Origin of the sequence: Neisseria sp. HMSC068C12, from assembly GCF_001814095.1 — a bacterium.
GTDB classification, from domain to species: domain Bacteria; phylum Pseudomonadota; class Gammaproteobacteria; order Burkholderiales; family Neisseriaceae; genus Neisseria; species Neisseria perflava.
Genome location: NZ_KV814823.1, coordinates 61,366 through 78,413 on the forward strand (window position 1 = coordinate 61,366; position 17,048 = coordinate 78,413).

A 17,048-nucleotide genomic window follows, 5' to 3' on the forward strand; every position below is an offset into this window, starting at 1 on the left:
CAATGAAACTGTTTCAACGCATCTTCGCCACATTTTGCGCAGTCATCGTCTGCGCAATCTTTGTGGCGAGTTTTTCATTTTGGCTGGTACAAAACACCCTCGCCGAAAACCAATTCAACCAACGCCGCACCATCGAAACCACATTGATGAGCAGCATCATCTCCGCGTTTAACTCGCGCGGAGACAGCGGTGCGCGTGAAATTCTTTCGGAATGGAAAAACAATCCGGTTTCCAATGCCGTTTATGTGATTACCGGCGACGATAAAAAAGATATTTTAGGCCGCAACATCGACAGCCTGTCCATCGAACGCGCCCGCATCTTTGCCATCAACAATCCCGAATCCGATTTAGCCCACATCGAATACGACCGTTTCGGCGAAGAATACCTCTTCTTCATTAAAGGCTGGGACAACCATCAAGCCCAACGCCTGCCCAGCCCGCTCTTCATTCCCGGCCTGCCGCTCTCGCCGATTTGGCACGAATTTATCATTCTGTCTTTCATCATCATCGTCGGCCTCTTGATGGCATACATCCTTGCCAACAACATTACCAAGCCCATTAAAATTCTTGGCGGCGGTATGGACAGGGTAGCCAACGGCGAACTCGAAACCCGCATTTCCCAGCAAGTTGACGACCGTGACGACGAATTGTCCCACCTTGCCGTGCAGTTCGACAAAATGGCCGAGAAACTGGAAAAACTTGTTGCCAAAGAGCGTCATTTGCTCCACCACGTTTCTCATGAAATGCGCTCGCCGCTGGCACGTATGCAGGCGATTGTCGGCCTGATTCAATCTCAGCCGCAAAAGCAAGAGCAATACCTCAAGCGCCTTGAAGGCGAATTGGTGCGCATGGATACTCTGGTCGGCGAATTGTTGACCCTATCCCGCTTGGAAACTTCCAATATTCCTTTGGAAAAAGAAAACCTCAAACTCGTTCCGTTCTTAACCAACTTGATTGAGGACAACCAAAGCATTGCCCACCAAAACAACCAAAGCGTTACCCTGAGCATTGACCCAAAAATCCCCGAAAATGCCGTGGTCAGCGCCAACGAAGGCTATCTATACCGCGCCTTTGACAACGTTATCCGTAATGCCATCAATTACAGTCCGGAAGGCAGCACCATTCAAACCCATATCGGACAAGACGGCAAACACTGGATTATCGATGTGACCGACAACGGTCCGGGTGTCGATGAAATGCAGCTTCCGCATATCTTCACTGCCTTTTATCGCGCCGACTCCAGCGCGCACAAGCCCGGTACAGGTTTAGGGCTTGCATTGACACAGCACATTATGGAACAGCACTGCGGTAAAATCATTGCTGAAAATGTCAAACCCAACGGCCTGAGGATGCGTTTTATCCTTCCCAAAAAGAAAGCCGGAGACAAAAAAGAAGTCTAAAAATAAGGCCGTCTGAAACTTTTCAGACGGCCAAAAACACAAATAAGGAACCATCATGAGCGCAACCGTCCAAACCGGCTCCGGCTACTTCTTCATGCCTGAACACATCATCCTCGTCGGCGCCAGCGAACGTCCGCACAGCCTTGGCGAACGCATTTTCAGCCACCTGCTCGGTTCCTCATATCAAGGCAAAATCACCCCCGTCAATCTTCGACACAGCAGTGTAGCAGGCATTCCCTCCTACTCCAGCCTCAGCAAAATCCCGGGACAAGCCGATTTGGTTGTTGCCGTTATCCCGCCCGACCATTACGACTCGCTGTTCAAAGCCTGCCGTAAAAAAGACCTGCACCACATTATTCTGATTCAAGATTGGGAAAACCTACCGCCCGAATCCTGCAAAAACGCCCGTTCCACCATTCAAAAACATCACGGCGATGAATTGAACATCACCGTATGCAACAGCGCAGGCATCCAACTTCCCTCACTCAACCTCAACATCAGCACCCAAACCGACTATCCGGCCGGCCATATCGCATTACTCACCGGCCACAGCACCGTCAGCCGCAACATCAACCACCTGCTGAACACGCTGCATCAAGGCGTATCGCGCCACATCAGCCTCAACTATGATCTAAGCCCTACTACATCGGCCGACTGGCTCAACCGCTTCGGCCACAACCGCCATACTAAAGTTGCCGTGATCCACTACAATCCGGCCGAAAACCAACGCGAGCTGTTCAGTGCCATCCGCCACTTTACACGCCACACTCCGCTTATCCTATTGTCTACACACTACACCGACGACACAGACAAAGCCATCCTGCGCAGCCTCAGCCGCCATTGCAATTTCCAACCGGTATTCAATAACGCCGAACTGGAAGCAGCCCTAAAAGCCCACCTTTCCGGCATTCCCGTCATTACCAACCCCACCATATTGTCCGATACGCCGATAGAATGGCTGCGCACTACCGCCAATGCCTGCGAATTGACCCTCGACCTCCCAACCGATGTACCATCCGTCCGACAAGGCTGCATCGGCAGCAACCCTACGCCTGCACGCATCCACCGTCTGGCGCTCGAACAATTACAAAATCCGCATACTCAAGCCCTGCTTGGCATTATTTCGCCAGATACGCCAGACGCATACAGTATTCATCAAACTCTGGATAATTTGGCACAAAAAACCAGCAAGCCCATTCTCGTCAGCTATCGTTTTTCAGACGGCCTGACTCGGTTTAACACGCCGGAAGAAGCCTTGCTGACACTTTATTTCCGCAATCAAACAGCCTATTTGCAACAAGTACAAAATACCCCTGCGCCAGCCAAAACAGGTCGTCTAAAAACACCTAAAAGCAAAAGTATCGATAAAGCCATTGCTTCCGGCCAAACCGAACTGATGGCGGAAGCCCTATACCTGCCTCCGTGCCAAACCCAAAAACACAATGCCGTCCAATTCCGATTCAACCGCCATGCCATTTACGGCAATATCCTTACCGCCCATTACAACGGCAAAACCGAAGCCGCATTACCTCCTTTTACCACACTCGATATCCAGCGTTTAAGCCAGTTTGCAGAACTTGACAACACTTCCGTTCTCAATCAATTCCTGCATTCCCTAAACACGCTTATCCACAACAACCAGCATATCGGCGACATCATCCTCAACTACAACGGCAGCCAATACAGCAGCACCATCATTCCCAAAATTGTGGAAAAACCAGCCACGCCGACAACCAAAATCCCCAAAAAAGCCGTCCAAACCTTAGAACAGGCCGCCGCTAAAATGCAAAGTGCCGCCGCCTACCTCCAACAAAAAAATCCGGTCGCAGCCGAGTTTCTACGCAACACCGGCGAAGCCGCGTCCGAACTACTGCACCCTAAAACCGAAACTCCCGAGATACAAAACGTACTCGCACCCTATCCGAGCCAAACCGATACCTTTACCCTGCCCGACGGCAACACACTGCACATCCGCGCACTAGAACCTGAAGATGCCGAAGCCAAACAAAAATTTGTCCGCCAATTACCCGCGGCCGACCGCTATACGCGCTTCATGACCCATACCAACGAGTTGCCGCCGCCGACACTCGCACGGCTGACCCGTCTCGATTTCCATGCCGAATGCGCGTGGGTAGCCTTCGCTTCAGACGGTCGTATCGTCGCAGTTAGCCGTTACAGCCGCATCAATCGTAATGAGTGCGAGTTCGGCATTACTTTAGCACCTGAAACACGCAAAACCGGCTTGGCCGGCAAAATGATAAGCCTCATTATCCAAACTGCCACACAGCAAGGTTATCAAATCATGAATGCGGAAATCCTCAAAGAAAACACACCGATGCTCAAACTCGCTGAAAAATCAGGATTTACCGTCACTCCATCGGAAACCGACCGCGGCCTGTATCAAGCAAGCCTCGATTTGAACGAATGGCAAAACAGCAACAAAAACAAATAAAAACTTGCATAACCCGTGTAAAATATCCTAAAATTAGCGGTTTCTATATATCCGCATTTTTCAAAAGGACTCAAAATGGTAGTTATCCGTTTGGCTCGCGGCGGCTCAAAACACCGCCCTTTCTTCAACGTAGTCGTAACTGACTCTCGCAACCGTCGTGACGGCCGCTTCATCGAGCGCGTAGGTTTCTACAACCCCGTTGCCAACGAAAAACAAGAACGTGTACGTTTCGACGCAGACCGCATCAACCACTGGGTTGCTCAAGGTGCGAAAGTTAGCGACGCAGTTGCCAAACTGATTAAAGAGCAAAAAATCGCTGCTTAATCAGCTGAAACGACCATGACAGACACTCAAACACGGGTAGCCATGGGCTACATCAAAGGTGTGTTCGGCATTAAAGGCTGGCTTAAAATTGCCGCCAATACCGAATATACCGACAGTCTGCTGGACTACCCAGAGTGGCAGTTGTGCAAGGATGGCAAAACCCTGAATGTTGTGCTTGAGGCAGGTAAAATTGTCAATGGCGAACTTCAGGTCAAATTTGAAGGTATAGACGATCGCGATCAAGCATTTGCCTTGCGCGGCTATACCATCGAAATTCCCAGAGAGTCATTCGCCCCTACTGAAGAAGACGAATACTACTGGGCAGATTTAGTCGGCATGACCGTCATCAATAAAGAAAACATTGTCCTCGGCAAAGTCAGTAACCTGATGGAAACCGGCGCGAATGATGTTTTGATGATTAAAGGCAAACACGGACAAATCCTGATTCCCTTCGTCTCCAACTATATCGAATCTGTCGATACCGACAGCAAAACTATTATCGCCGACTGGGGTTTGGATTACTGATGCTGATTCAAGCCATCACCATTTTTCCAGAGATGTTCGACAGCATTGTCGAATATGGTGTTACAGGCAGGGCAAGAAAACAAAACCTTTGGCAATTTCAAGCCGTTAATCCCCGAAAATTTGCCGACAACAAACTTGGCTATATCGATGATCGCCCCTTCGGAGGTGGTCCGGGAATGATTATGATGGCGCCGCCGCTTCAAGCAGCAATTGAAGAAGCCAAAGCAAACTCGCAAAAACCTGCCAAAGTAATTTATCTCAGTCCGCAAGGTCAGTCGCTGACACATAAAAAGGCCGCAGATCTTGCCGAACTGCCCCATCTTATTCTTCTATGCGGACGCTATGAAGGCATAGATGAAAGACTATTGCAAAGCAGTGTGGACGAAGAAATCAGCATTGGCGACTTTGTCGTCTCAGGTGGCGAATTACCCGCCATGATGTTGATGGATGCTGTCTTAAGATTGGTTCCGGGCGTATTGGGCGATATACAGTCAGCCGAACAAGACTCGTTTTCAGACGGCCTTTTAGACTGTCCTCATTACACCAAACCCGTAGAATTCCAAGGCATGACAGTTCCTGATGTCTTACGCTCAGGGAATCATGGCTTGATTGCCGAGTGGCGATTGAAACAATCACTGCGACGCACTTTAGAGCGCCGACCCGATTTATTGGAAAAGCGCAGTTTAATCCCAAAGGAATCCCGCCTCTTAAAAGAAATCTTGCAAGAGCAACAGGAAATCCAATCATAACTTAGGAAAAACAAATGAACTTGATTCAACAATTAGAGCAAGAAGAAATCGCTCGCTTGAACAAAGAAATCCCTGAATTCGCTCCAGGCGACACCGTTGTCGTATCTGTACGCGTAGTTGAGGGTTCTCGCAGCCGTCTGCAAGCATACGAAGGTGTTGTTATCGCTCGCCGCAACCGTGGCCTGAACAGCAACTTCATCGTTCGCAAAATCTCTAGCGGCGAAGGTGTAGAACGTACTTTCCAACTGTACTCTCCTACCGTAGAAAAAATCGAAGTTAAACGCCGTGGTGACGTACGTCGCGCCAAACTGTACTACTTGCGCGGCCTGACCGGTAAAGCAGCTCGCATTAAAGAAAAATTGCCTGCTCGCAAAGGTTAAAGCCTTCATCAAAAACCCACTTCAATGAAGTGGGTTTTTTGTTTTTATACAAGAACGCCTTGTCTTTCTTACACAATCCTGTAAGCCAATCACAATTCCCATCTCACGCATAAACTTAAACAGAATTATAACTCCCCCTGCTTCTTTTAACCTTTATAACAAAGGCCGTCTGAAACAAAAGATGCAGACGGCCTTTAATCACATCAGACGGTTATTTAAACCATCTTGCCAATGCTGGGATACGCGACAACAACAGTGTATCCAAAATCCAAATAACAGCGATTGCAGCAATGGCCGTTGGAAAAATCACAGCCAAAATCAGAAGTGGCACAGCCATTGCCCACCATACCGGAAATTTAATTTTCTGTGCAGGAGGAACTAAACCTCGCGCTTCCGAAGGGCGGCGTTTCCACCACATTACACAACCGCTGACACAGATAAAGATAATCGCCAGGCAGAACAAGACATTTGCCAATACGCTCCACCAGCCCAGCGTACCCATATGCAAAGCAATGCTTGCCGCCATGAATTTACCAAACCAGTTGTAATCATCGAAATGAATATCAGCCAGGATTTTGCCACTGTATTGATCAATGTGTACCGTACGATCCGCAGTCGGACTAATCATATCGTAGCTCATTGAGTCTTGCGACAGCGTCCATACACCGGTCTCACCCTTAGGCAAATTAAGCTGATAGCGACCTTTAAAGCCAATTTCGCGCGCAAAGCGGTCAACCGTCTCCAACGTCATCGGCTCACTCGGATTAATGCCGTTTTCGCCCATTGTCGTACCGGAAACCGGCATAGGCGTCAGCTCCAAAATCCACGGCACTTCTTTGGATTTACCGTCGTTCAGCACATCACCATGGGTTGATACGGAAGATACAGGATTAGGCTCCACGCCCCATTTACCCGTAGGAAATTGACTCCACGCTTGAACCACTTTACCACCCCAAATACCTGCCCAAGCAACGCCCGACAGACAGAACAGCAATAAAATCAAAGAAACCCAAGAGCCAAATGCACCGTGCAGGTTGCGCCACCAAGAACGACCTTTGCCTGCTTTAGGTAAAAAAACAGCCTTCAGACTACGCTGTTTTACCCACCACAAATAAATACCGGTCACAATCATGATGATGGTTAGCGACGCAGCGGTTTCCAACAGGTAGTCCCCTGTCGCCCCAATCATAATATCGCCGTGGATTTCATCCATCGTGTGATACCAGCCTTGACCGCGCGGCATCGTGTTCACGACTTTTGCCGTATAGGGATCAACGGCAACCATAGTGGCTTTATCGTCATTGTTCACGCGGAATACGGCAACCATATCATCTGTGCGCGGCGCAATATACTGCACCACAGAGGAAGTTTCCGGATTCACAAACTGTCTGGCAGCTTCAGCCTGAGCCGACAAAGGCTGAACCACTGCCTGAGGCGTAACATGTATGCGCTCGCCTTCTTTACCGGTAATATTGGCAAATAGCAGCATTCCCAACCCTGTAACAGCCAGCAGGGTTAAAAACGGCGCAACCAAAAGTCCGGCATAAAAATGCCATCGCCAAACAGTCAAATAACGGCGGTTAGCCTGTTGTTCATTTTGGGAAGTTGGTTTTGTTTCCATATATTCTCTTTATATAGTCAAAGCAGACTAATTATTACGAATTAGTATCAGGCATTTTAATCAAAAACATTCATTTAAGAAACCGTTTTTCCGATGCAGCTTTGAAATACTTCAATATTTAGTTTTCAGGCCGTCTGAAAAACAAAATAGACAGAAAACAACACTTTACTGAAAATCCGTTTTAATTATTGCGGTTTCGGCAGAATTTGGTAGAATACAGGCATTACTTATTTATTCATCAAGCCGCCAAGCTTTGGCGGCTTGTATTTTTATTTCCAATCCGGCTACCGCGCGTGGCCGGATAAAATTTTAAAAGCATCATCATGCTTTCATGGAGAACTCAATGCAAAAAATCCCTTTGACCGTCCGTGGTGCAGAATTGTTGAAACAAGAACTTCAACACCTCAAAAGCGTAGCACGCCCAGAAGTCATTGAAGCCATCGCCGAAGCACGTTCACACGGCGACTTGTCTGAAAACGCAGAATACGAAGCCGCCAAAGAGCGTCAAGGCTTTATCGAAGGCCGCATTGCCGAGTTGGAACACAAACTCTCTATGGCGCACATCATCAACCCTGCCGAAATCCATGCAGAAGGCAAAATTGTGTTCGGCACAACTGTGACACTGGAAGATTTGGAAACCGAAGAACAAGTTACCTACCAAATCGTCGGTGAAGATGAAGCAGACATCAAAGAACACAAAATCTACGTTGGCTCCCCCATTGCCCGAGCCCTGATCGGCAAAGAAGAAGGCGACGTTGCAGAAGTTCAAGCACCCGGCGGCGTGCGTGAATATGACATCATTGCCGTGCAATATATTTAAATAAACAAAAGGCCGTCTGAAAACATTTTCAGACGGCCTTTTGCTGTACCTAAAAACACCATAATCAAAGAAAATAAAATCTTCACAGGAGAAGCATAATGAATCTACTATACAAAATTATCCAAACCGCTGCCGCCATGTGGCTTGGTATGCAGCTGACAGCAGGCTATGTTACTGCCCCTATCCTATTCCGCATCCTGCCCAAAATGCTGGCAGGAGAAATTGCCGGCATTTTATTTGCTATTACAGCACTTTGTGGCTTAGTTATTTTTGGCGCAGCCTATGCCTTTTTCAGACGGCAGCTGGCCTTACTTTCTTGGTGGATATTGGTACTTTGGCTACTCTTAGCCTGTAATCATCTTTTGGTTACGCCGGTTATCGAGGCACACAAGTACGGACTAGATAACTGGTTACTGTCCCTAGTAGGTGGAACATTCGGCGTTTGGCACGGCTTATCCAGTATCATCTTTTTGATTTGTACAATACTCGCCGCTGTTTGCGTATGGAAATGGCCCAAGTCAAACTAATCTGTCTTAATAAAAGGCCGTCTGAAAATAAGTCTTTCAGACGGCCTTTTATTTTGAATCATGAATTCCCCGACTCTTCAAATATAAACCATAAAAAAATGCCCTGCAATATGCAGGGCATTTTTCAAAAACCGATTAAGGTTTAGCGTAACCGTGAACGCCATTGTAAGGAGCTGGGATCCAACCTTCATCAGTAGCAGGCAATTCGCCTTGACCTTCGATAGTTTGACCTGGAGCAACTTGACGAGTAACCACGCTGCGGATTTTAACATCAACGCGGCGGTCAGGCTCGATACAAGCGATAAGAGCAGCACGTTTCTTAGCTTTAGAAACTTTTTTGCCCAGTTTAGCAACTTCAGCTTCACAAGTAGCAGTCATTTGAGCTTGAGATTCGCCCAGACCTACTGCAGAGATTTTGCTAGAAGCAACGCCACGACCTACCAAGTAGTTAGCAACTACGTTGGCACGACGCTCAGACAGAGCTTGGTTGTATTGCTCAGAACCCATGAAGTCAGTGTGACCTTCAACACGTACAGTTTGTACGCTTTCGTTGCTCAGGCGTTGAGCCAAAGCGTTCAGGTTCTCTTGAGCTTCAGGACGCAGGTTGTCTTTGTCGAAGCCGAACAGAGTTTTAGAAGACAGGGAAACAGTTTCATCAACATACTCAGGAGCTTGTTGTACAGGAGCAACTGCTTCGCGGTCACCACATTCAACACGGCCTTCGGTAGCTTTGTCGAAGTAGCTGTTTTTCCAGCATTCGCCGTAGTTGTTACGGACGATTTCTTGAGATTGGCTGCTTACGGTGTAACCGTGTTTGGTGTGCGCTTCGCTGGCCATAGCGGTGCCAGAGGCAACCAAGGCAACGAACAATGCGCTTAATTTCAGCTGTTTGGTCATTTTATTCCCTCATCAAATTGTTATGCGGCGGACTAGGAAAGCAACCGCTGCAAAGTACCAATATACAGGCCGCAGTATCAAAACAGCGGCAAATCGGATATATCAGGTTGCACTATAAAGAAGCGCAAGGCAAACTGTCAATACTCGATGCCTTCAAACAATCATGAAGTGCCTGCTTCCTAGTAGTTAATCATGCCGAAAAATCAATCTTGTGTCATTAATTTAGGGCAAAATCAGACAATTCACCTACCTAAAGTTGTACAAAAACAACAAAACCCCTTTCCCTCTTCTTTCCTGAATTTCCTGTTTTCATATCATTAAAAGATATTTTCATTAAAAACAACCATTTTCAAAACTCGGGGCAAAACTGGGCAAAATATGTTAAATTACATGCCGTTTGTCGCACAAAATCCACAATAACAACGTATTCGGTACTACTACCATGAAACTGCAACAATTACGTTACGCCCTTGAAGTTTACCGGCACAATCTGAATGTCTCCGAGGCTGCCGATGCGCTTTTTACATCCCAGCCCGGCATTTCCAAACAAATCCGCCTGCTTGAAGAAGAATTGGGTATCCAAATTTTTATCCGCAGCGGCAAACGTGTGGTTTCCGTTTCGCAACCGGGCAAAGCCGTATTAGAGATTTCGGAACGGATTTTGCGTGATGTACAAAACATTAAAAATATCGGCAGCGAGTTTACCGATCACGACAGCGGCTCGCTAACCATCGCGACAACGCATACCCAGGCGCGCTATGCTTTGCCCAAAATCGTTGCGGAATTTGTCAAAAACTACCCTAAAGTCAATTTGACCATCAAACAAGGCAGCCCTTCTGCCATTGCCCAAATGGTCAGCAGCGGAGAAGCAGATTTGGCAATTATTACCGAACGCATTGACGATCACCCCGAGTTGGGCAAACTACCCTGCTACGAATGGAACCATGCCGTGATTGTTCCGCACGATCACCCTCTTTTGGACTGCCGCAATCCTTTAAGCCTTGAAGATTTAGCTTCTTTTCCGCTAGTTACTTACGAATTTGCTTTTAATTCCGGCAGCAGCATTGCGCGTACATTTAATAAAGCGCATATTGAGCAACCTGATGTTGCCTTATCGGCTGCCGATACAGATGTATTGAAGACGTATGTCCGCTTAGGCTTGGGCGTTGGTTTAATGGCGAAAATGGCGTACGATCCTGCGGTCGATCAAGATTTACAGCTGATTGATGCGGCACACTTATTTGAACCATCACCCACTTGGATAGCCTTACGCACCGATACCTACCTGCGCGGTTACGCGTATGACTTTATCCAGATGTTTGCACCGAAACTGACCAGAGAAGTAGTCGACCGCATTCTGTACACGCCGGTTGTTGAAGATTTTTCAATTTAATATCTGACTATAACTTGCGTAACTTAACAATTATTCTTTAATTCTTGTTAAAAAGGCCGTCTGAAATATTTCAGACGGCCTAAGATTCAGATAGCGTGCGAACAACCAGAAACCATTTTCTTCAAGGTTGTCGCATCTAAGATTTTGATGTGCTTGTGTTCAACAGAAATCAAGCCTTCATGATGGAATTTAGACAAGGTGCGGCTGACTGTTTCCAGTTTCAGCCCCAAATAGCTGCCGATTTCCTCACGCGACATCCGCAAGATAAAATCATTGGCGGCAAAACCTCGTGAATAGAGACGCTGAGACAGATTGAGTAAGAATGCTGCCAATCGCTCTTCAGCGCGCATATTGCCCAAAAGCAGCATAACGCCCTGATCTCGGACAATTTCGCGGCTCATCAAGCGGAAAAAGTGAGAACGGAGGCTGGGAATATCCTGACCAAGTTCTTCAATATGTGTAAACGGAAGCTCGCATACCTCGCTGTCTTCCAAAGCCACAGCATCACAGCTGTGAATATGGGAACAAATCCCATCCATACCGATCAGCTCGCCCGACATAAAAAAGCCGGTTACCTGATCTCGTCCATCTTGGCTGGCAACTGTTGTCTTAAAGAAGCCCGCACGGATGGCAAATAAAGAGGTAAACGGCTCGCCGGCACGGAACAGGTATTCACCTTTTTTCAGACGGCGGCTTTGACGGATAACCGCGTCTAATTGTGAAAATTCGTTAGGCATCAGTCCGACAGGCAAACACAGCTCGCGTAAAGAACATGTGGAACACAAGGTTTTCATTTGATGTGTTGCATTGTGTGTGGCCATAACGCACCTTTAATTTGCTTAGTTCTCTCAATCCCTGATGAAGCCGAATAACTATTGACCCATGTCAAAGTTGGCATATCATTATGAGGCATTCTACCAAACTATCGAAATTTTGACTAAAATTTTCCCTAATTTCCTTACTTCATACTACAAGCCCCGACCATGAAAATCATCCCTATCTCAAATAACACTAACACAAACAATGAATTACCGGAATTCGACCGCGAATTGATTGCCAGTTTGCCATCAAGCGGTCCACGTTATACATCCTATCCGACCGCCGACCGCTTCCATGAAGGCTTTAAAGAAGCCGAATATATCCAAGCTTTAAACCTGCGTAACATGGGCGCGCTCAACAAACCCCTTTCACTCTACATCCACATCCCCTTCTGCAATACCATCTGCTACTACTGCGGCTGCAACAAAATCATTACCAAAGACAAAAGCCGTGCCGATGCCTATATCCAGTATCTGGAAAAAGAAATGGAGTTGCTGGCACCGCATTTAGGCGGACGACACCAGCTTGCGCAACTCCACTTCGGCGGCGGCACGCCGACATTCCTAAGCGACGACCAACTCGAACGCGTCTTCGAAATGATCCGCAAATACTTCCAGCTCATCCCCAACGGCGAATACTCCATCGAAATCGACCCGCGCAAAGTCAGCCGCAAAACCGTCCTCAAACTGGGCAAACTCGGTTTCAACCGCATGAGTGTCGGCATTCAAGACTTCGATCCTAAAGTGCAGGCAGCCGTCAACCGTATCCAAAGTTACGAAGAAACCAAAGAAGTCATCGATGCCGCCCGCGAAGCAGGGTTCAAATCCGTCAGTGTCGATTTGATTTACGGCCTGCCGCACCAAAACACCGAAAGCATCAAAACCACCATCGACACGGTCTTGTCGCTTGACCCTGACCGCCTCGCCCTCTACCACTACGCCCACCTGCCGCATATCTTCAAACCGCAACGCCGTATCGACACCAATGTCGTTCCCGGCAGCGAAGAAAAACTCGATATGCTGCAATATTGCGTCCAAACCCTGACTGAGCGCGGCTACGTTTTCATTGGCATGGACCACTTTGCCAAACCTGACGACGAACTCTCCATCGCCCTCAAAGAAGGCTTCCTGCAACGCAACTTCCAAGGCTACTCAACCTATGCCGACTGCGATTTGGTAGCGATCGGCGTGTCCTCTATCGGCAAAATCGGCAGCACCTACTCCCAAAACGAGCGCGACATCGATGCCTATTACGCCGCTCTTGATGCCGGACATCTGCCGATTATGCGCGGCTACCAGCTTGATCAAGACGATATCCTGCGCCGCAACATTATTCAGGATTTAATGTGCCGCTTCTCGCTTGATTATCAAATTTACGAAAGCGTGTTCGGCATTCCGTTTAGCCGCTATTTTGCAGCCGAACTGGAAGATATGAAGCAACTTGAAACCCTCGGCCTGGTCCGTCTCAAACCGCACAGCCTGACCGTGACACCGAAGGGCCGTTTCCTGATCCGCAACATCGCCATGGTGTTCGACTACCATTTGCGCCATAAAGAAACCAAAGCCAAATACTCGCAAACCGTATAAACAGGAATGGAAAAGGTCGTCTAAAAATTTTCAGACGACCTTTGTTTTTATTTTCAATACTTTCGGGTAACATAAAACCATATTTTCCGCTTTATCAGAATTCAAAGTTAATTTGTATAGGCGCGTATCCTATGGTTACCGAACAGCAAAACGATATCCTCAGCATCAATCAAGTACAGCTTCTCCTTGCAGAAAAACGCACGGCACTTGCTATCATGCGTACGGGCATTGCCGTTTTCGCACTCCCTTTGTCTATTTTCAGTGCGCTGATTGCGACATCGAAATGGTACGAGGCCGTTGATGTTTGGCCTTTGCTCGTACTGGTCAGTCTGATGAACATCAGCTTGATTATTTTCTCGGTCTATCTAATTACCCGCTCGCTCCGTAGAATGCACCAATATGACCAGCTGATTGCCGATATCAAATACAACAATCAGTCTTTGCGCAAACTGATTAAGTCATAAAATGCAGATAGTTGGGGCTACACATAGGTCGTCTGAAAATCAAAATATAGCGGAACTCCAAATATGTATTAAAACATGATTCTGCCAAACATACCGTAATTATTCTTGGTGACGTTACTGTACACTTTGCTCCCCCATTTGAATCGATACGATACCATTGAAGTAATTGGGATTAAAATGAACAACAAATATAAAGAATGGATAAAAATCATACTGCTCCCTCATTTAATAACGGCTATTTTTTTAGGGCCAGCAATAATTGTTTTTTGGTCAGGTGGATTTATCGGTCTCTATTCTGTTATAAACGTGTTCAGTGAATTAGGATCGCTTAAATATTATATTTATATTGGAATTCCTTTAATTTTTATAATGTTCTTACTTGGGTTTTATTGGAGAAATCTGAAAATAGGGAAGATACTGACTTCTTCTGCGATATATTTATGGTTTCTCTTAGGTTTTTTATGCCTAGGGTGGCAGATATAAACTTATTGAAATGATCAACTCAATTGGATATTAGGAACCCTGCTGGATACACCGATCGTGTGTAGACAAATACGAATGCAGTCTGCAATTTTGGTTTGTCCAGTCTCTTGTCTCAAACGCTTTTAAAATATGGAACAACCTGATTTTTTCCCCATCCCCAGTCCCTGCATCGGCGTTTGTGAAGCCAATGCCAAAGGCTATTGCAAAGGCTGCCTGCGCAGCCGGGAAGAGCGCTTGTACTGGCTCCAGATGACCGACAGCCAAAAGCATCAAGTCATGCACCTTCTATCCCTCAGGAAAGCCAAAATCCGCAACCGCAAAATGGAAAAAACCGAAACGGGCGAACATCCGGTTCAAAACCTGCTCGATTTCTAAATTGCCCTTGCCTACCGCACACCACAATAAGGAAAAACATGAAAAAACTGCTTGCCTGCCTGCTTGTGCCATTGACTGCCCTCGCCCTGGGCGCCTGCAAACCCGCCGCGATCTCACCCGACAACAAACCTGCCGAACTTAACTGGCAGCAGCCTAAACTGACCAGCAATGTTTGGAAAATCAGCAAAGAAGGCCAACCCGATTCCTACCTGCTCGGCACCATCCACATGGGACGAACCAATCAAACTTTGTCTTCCGATGCGGTCAAACTGTTGCAATCCACCAACCAACTGACCACAGAAATTGACCCACTGCCGGACAGCAGTCCGGAAACGAAAAAAATGTATCAAAAATACTTCAAAGAAGTCATGAGTACCGAACCGCTTAGCCGCAAGCTTGGCAAAACAGATTTCCGTCTTTTACAAGAAATCTATTCAAAAAATGAAGAAAGCCGACCCATCACCAGAATTGCCGACAAACTCCACCCGTGGGCAGCATTGGTTTTTGCCGGCAGCGCATTTCCCCAAGGATATAGCGCAGAAACCGGTGCAGATATGTTGCTGACCAACGCAGCAGTCAATATCAACAAACCGCGTAGTTCATTAGAAAGCTTGGACGAAGTTTCCGCAATCTTCAAAGCACAGCCTGAAGAAACCATGCTCAACTTTCTGAAAGCCAGCATTAAAACCAATAAAGAAGAAACCGAAGATATCAAAAAACTCCATCAAGCCTATTCAGAAGGCCGCTTTGAAGAACTCATCCCACTTTTGGAAGAAACCGAACAGTGCACCCTCAAACGTGTTGATGCTAAACACGCCAAAGCCATGTCCGATTGGCTGAAAAACGACCTCCTGATCCGCCGTAACTTGGCATGGCTACCTGAAATCCGCAAGCAATCGGCCAAACAAAGCACCCTCTTTGCTGTCGGCATTGCCCATTTACCCAGCGGAAAAGGCTTAATCGAACTATTGCGTCAAGAAGGCTATCAAGTGACGCCCGAACCCAAAGTCCTGATTTGGCAATAAACCCAATCAAACAACAAGGCCGTCTGAAAGTCTTTCTTTCAGACGGCCTTTATTTAATCTCTATTAAATGAAGCGGTAAGCAGCGTTGAGCGCAAAACTCAATCGCCCAATGCCGCTACCATCACCGCTTTAATCGTGTGCATCCGGTTTTCTGCCTGATCAAACACAATACTGGCTTCGCTTTCAAAGACTTCTTCCGTTACTTCCACACCATTCAGGCCGAATGTCTCATAAATCCATTCACCGACTTTGGTTTCACGATTATGGAAAGCAGGCAGGCAATGCATAAACTTGACTTGCGGATTTTCAGCCGCGGCCATTAATTCGGGCGTAACTCGGTAATCTTTCAGCAAATCGATACGTTCCTGCCACGCCTCTTTAGGCTCACCCATGCTGACCCACACATCGGTATGGATAAAATCCACGCCTTTCACGGCTTCTTTCACATTCTCCGTCAACAGAATCCGTCCACCGGTCTCTTTGGCAACAGCCTGCACTGTCTCGATAATGTTTTCAGACGGCCACAAACTTTTCGGTGCACCGATACGCACGTCCATGCCCAGTTTCGCAGCCAACACCAGCAACGAATTGGCCATGTTGTAACGCGCATCACCGACGTAGGCAAACGCAATTTGGTTCAAAGGCTTGTTGCTATGCTCGCGCATCGTCAGCGCATCAGCAAGCATTTGAGTCGGGTGAAACTCGTTGGTCAAACCATTGAACACAGGCACGCCTGCATACTTGGCCAGCTCTTCCACCACATCCTGTCCAAAACCGCGATATTCGATACCGTCAAACATCCGCCCCAAAACCCGCGCCGTATCCTTAATACTTTCCTTATGCCCAATTTGGCTGGCAGAAGGCTCCAGATAAGTTACCCCTGCCCCTTGATCGCGCGCGGCCACTTCAAACGCGCAACGGGTGCGGGTCGATGTTTTCTCGAAAATCAGGGCAATGTTTTTCCCCTTCATCCGCTGCACCTCGCGCCCTGCTTTTTTAGCGGCTTTCAATTCGGCGGCAAGATCGAGATAGGCAGTAATTTCTTCCGGCGTGAAATCCAAAAGTTTTAAAAAATGGCGGTTTTTCAGGCTCATGTCTTATTTCTCTTTTTTCTAGCGTGGGCGTTGCCCAACATTTTTCTCCATGCAGATTTCGTCGGGCTTCCACCGACCTTCTGCTGCTCAATTTTTTTAACGTGCGAAGCCTGC

General features: G+C 47.3%; 17 protein-coding genes. 13 read left to right on the forward strand and 4 right to left on the reverse strand.

Annotation, left to right across the window (positions count from 1 at the left end; translation table 11 throughout):
- Positions 1-2: 2 nt before the first annotated feature.
- The 6 genes from HMPREF2952_RS06905 (at position 3) to rplS (ending at position 5,830) form a co-directional block, all read left to right on the forward strand.
- On the forward strand, positions 3-1,400 hold the full coding sequence (locus HMPREF2952_RS06905) for a HAMP domain-containing sensor histidine kinase (RefSeq protein WP_004519642.1): 1,398 nt from the start codon (positions 3-5) through the stop codon (positions 1,398-1,400).
- 55 nt (positions 1,401-1,455) lie between these two features.
- Positions 1,456-3,852: a bifunctional acetate--CoA ligase family protein/GNAT family N-acetyltransferase gene (locus tag HMPREF2952_RS06910; RefSeq protein WP_004519641.1), complete on the forward strand. Its 2,397-nt coding sequence runs from the start codon at positions 1,456-1,458 to the stop codon at positions 3,850-3,852.
- Between the two features lie 75 nt (positions 3,853-3,927).
- A complete protein-coding gene (gene rpsP, locus HMPREF2952_RS06915) occupies positions 3,928-4,176 on the forward strand; it encodes a 30S ribosomal protein S16 (protein WP_003684452.1) in 249 nt (82 codons plus the stop codon).
- A 15-nt stretch (positions 4,177-4,191) separates the two neighbouring features.
- Complete coding sequence (gene rimM / locus HMPREF2952_RS06920; protein ID WP_004519640.1) at positions 4,192-4,701, forward strand: ribosome maturation factor RimM; 510 nt, start codon at positions 4,192-4,194, stop codon at positions 4,699-4,701.
- Positions 4,701-5,450, forward strand: coding sequence for a tRNA (guanosine(37)-N1)-methyltransferase TrmD (gene trmD / locus HMPREF2952_RS06925; RefSeq protein ID WP_004519639.1), 750 nt, complete (start codon positions 4,701-4,703; stop codon positions 5,448-5,450). Before rimM ends, trmD begins: the two co-directional genes overlap by 1 nt.
- Positions 5,451-5,464: 14 nt before the next feature.
- Positions 5,465-5,830 carry a 50S ribosomal protein L19 gene (gene rplS, locus HMPREF2952_RS06930; protein ID WP_003679470.1) on the forward strand — a complete coding sequence of 122 codons (366 nt, stop codon included), beginning with the start codon at positions 5,465-5,467 and terminating at the stop codon, positions 5,828-5,830.
- A gap of 211 nt (positions 5,831-6,041) precedes the next feature.
- On the opposite strand, the gene HMPREF2952_RS06935 is transcribed toward rplS, so the two are convergent.
- Complete coding sequence (locus HMPREF2952_RS06935; protein WP_049336743.1) at positions 6,042-7,451, reverse strand: PepSY-associated TM helix domain-containing protein; 1,410 nt, start codon at positions 7,449-7,451, stop codon at positions 6,042-6,044.
- A gap of 343 nt (positions 7,452-7,794) precedes the next feature.
- Here HMPREF2952_RS06935 and greA point away from each other — a divergent pair, with 343 nt between their 5' ends.
- Together greA and HMPREF2952_RS06945 are read left to right on the forward strand one after the other, a co-directional pair.
- Complete coding sequence (greA, locus tag HMPREF2952_RS06940; protein WP_039862094.1) at positions 7,795-8,271, forward strand: transcription elongation factor GreA; 477 nt, start codon at positions 7,795-7,797, stop codon at positions 8,269-8,271.
- 98 nt (positions 8,272-8,369) lie between these two features.
- A complete protein-coding gene (locus HMPREF2952_RS06945) occupies positions 8,370-8,798 on the forward strand; it encodes a DUF4149 domain-containing protein (protein WP_004519635.1) in 429 nt (142 codons plus the stop codon).
- 135 nt (positions 8,799-8,933) lie between these two features.
- Here HMPREF2952_RS06945 and HMPREF2952_RS06950 read toward each other — a convergent pair whose 3' ends face one another.
- On the reverse strand, positions 8,934-9,695 hold the full coding sequence (locus HMPREF2952_RS06950) for an OmpA family protein (protein ID WP_070587458.1): 762 nt from the start codon (positions 9,693-9,695) through the stop codon (positions 8,934-8,936).
- Between the two features lie 442 nt (positions 9,696-10,137).
- Between HMPREF2952_RS06950 and HMPREF2952_RS06955 the strand changes: the two genes are divergently transcribed.
- Positions 10,138-11,088, forward strand: coding sequence for a CysB family HTH-type transcriptional regulator (locus tag HMPREF2952_RS06955; protein ID WP_049344882.1), 951 nt, complete (start codon positions 10,138-10,140; stop codon positions 11,086-11,088).
- An 86-nt stretch (positions 11,089-11,174) separates the two neighbouring features.
- Here HMPREF2952_RS06955 and fnr read toward each other — a convergent pair whose 3' ends face one another.
- Entirely contained in the window at positions 11,175-11,909 is a 735-nt protein-coding gene (fnr, locus tag HMPREF2952_RS06960; protein WP_039862092.1) for a fumarate/nitrate reduction transcriptional regulator Fnr, read from the reverse strand.
- A 162-nt stretch (positions 11,910-12,071) separates the two neighbouring features.
- Between fnr and hemN the strand changes: the two genes are divergently transcribed.
- The 4 genes from hemN to HMPREF2952_RS06985 all read left to right on the forward strand — a co-directional run bounded on the left by hemN (position 12,072) and on the right by HMPREF2952_RS06985 (position 15,840).
- Positions 12,072-13,493: an oxygen-independent coproporphyrinogen III oxidase gene (gene hemN / locus HMPREF2952_RS06965; RefSeq protein ID WP_004519630.1), complete on the forward strand. Its 1,422-nt coding sequence runs from the start codon at positions 12,072-12,074 to the stop codon at positions 13,491-13,493.
- A 131-nt stretch (positions 13,494-13,624) separates the two neighbouring features.
- On the forward strand, positions 13,625-13,957 hold the full coding sequence (locus tag HMPREF2952_RS06970) for a hypothetical protein (RefSeq protein ID WP_004519629.1): 333 nt from the start codon (positions 13,625-13,627) through the stop codon (positions 13,955-13,957).
- Positions 13,958-14,569: 612 nt separating this feature from the next.
- Positions 14,570-14,815 (forward strand): DUF1289 domain-containing protein, encoded by a 246-nt coding sequence (locus HMPREF2952_RS06980; protein WP_004519627.1) that lies wholly within the window; start codon positions 14,570-14,572, stop codon positions 14,813-14,815.
- A gap of 38 nt (positions 14,816-14,853) precedes the next feature.
- Positions 14,854-15,840, forward strand: coding sequence for a TraB/GumN family protein (locus HMPREF2952_RS06985; RefSeq protein WP_004519626.1), 987 nt, complete (start codon positions 14,854-14,856; stop codon positions 15,838-15,840).
- A gap of 98 nt (positions 15,841-15,938) precedes the next feature.
- On the opposite strand, the gene argF is transcribed toward HMPREF2952_RS06985, so the two are convergent.
- Positions 15,939-16,934: an ornithine carbamoyltransferase gene (gene argF / locus HMPREF2952_RS06990; RefSeq protein WP_004519625.1), complete on the reverse strand. Its 996-nt coding sequence runs from the start codon at positions 16,932-16,934 to the stop codon at positions 15,939-15,941.
- Positions 16,935-17,048: the final 114 nt, after the last annotated feature.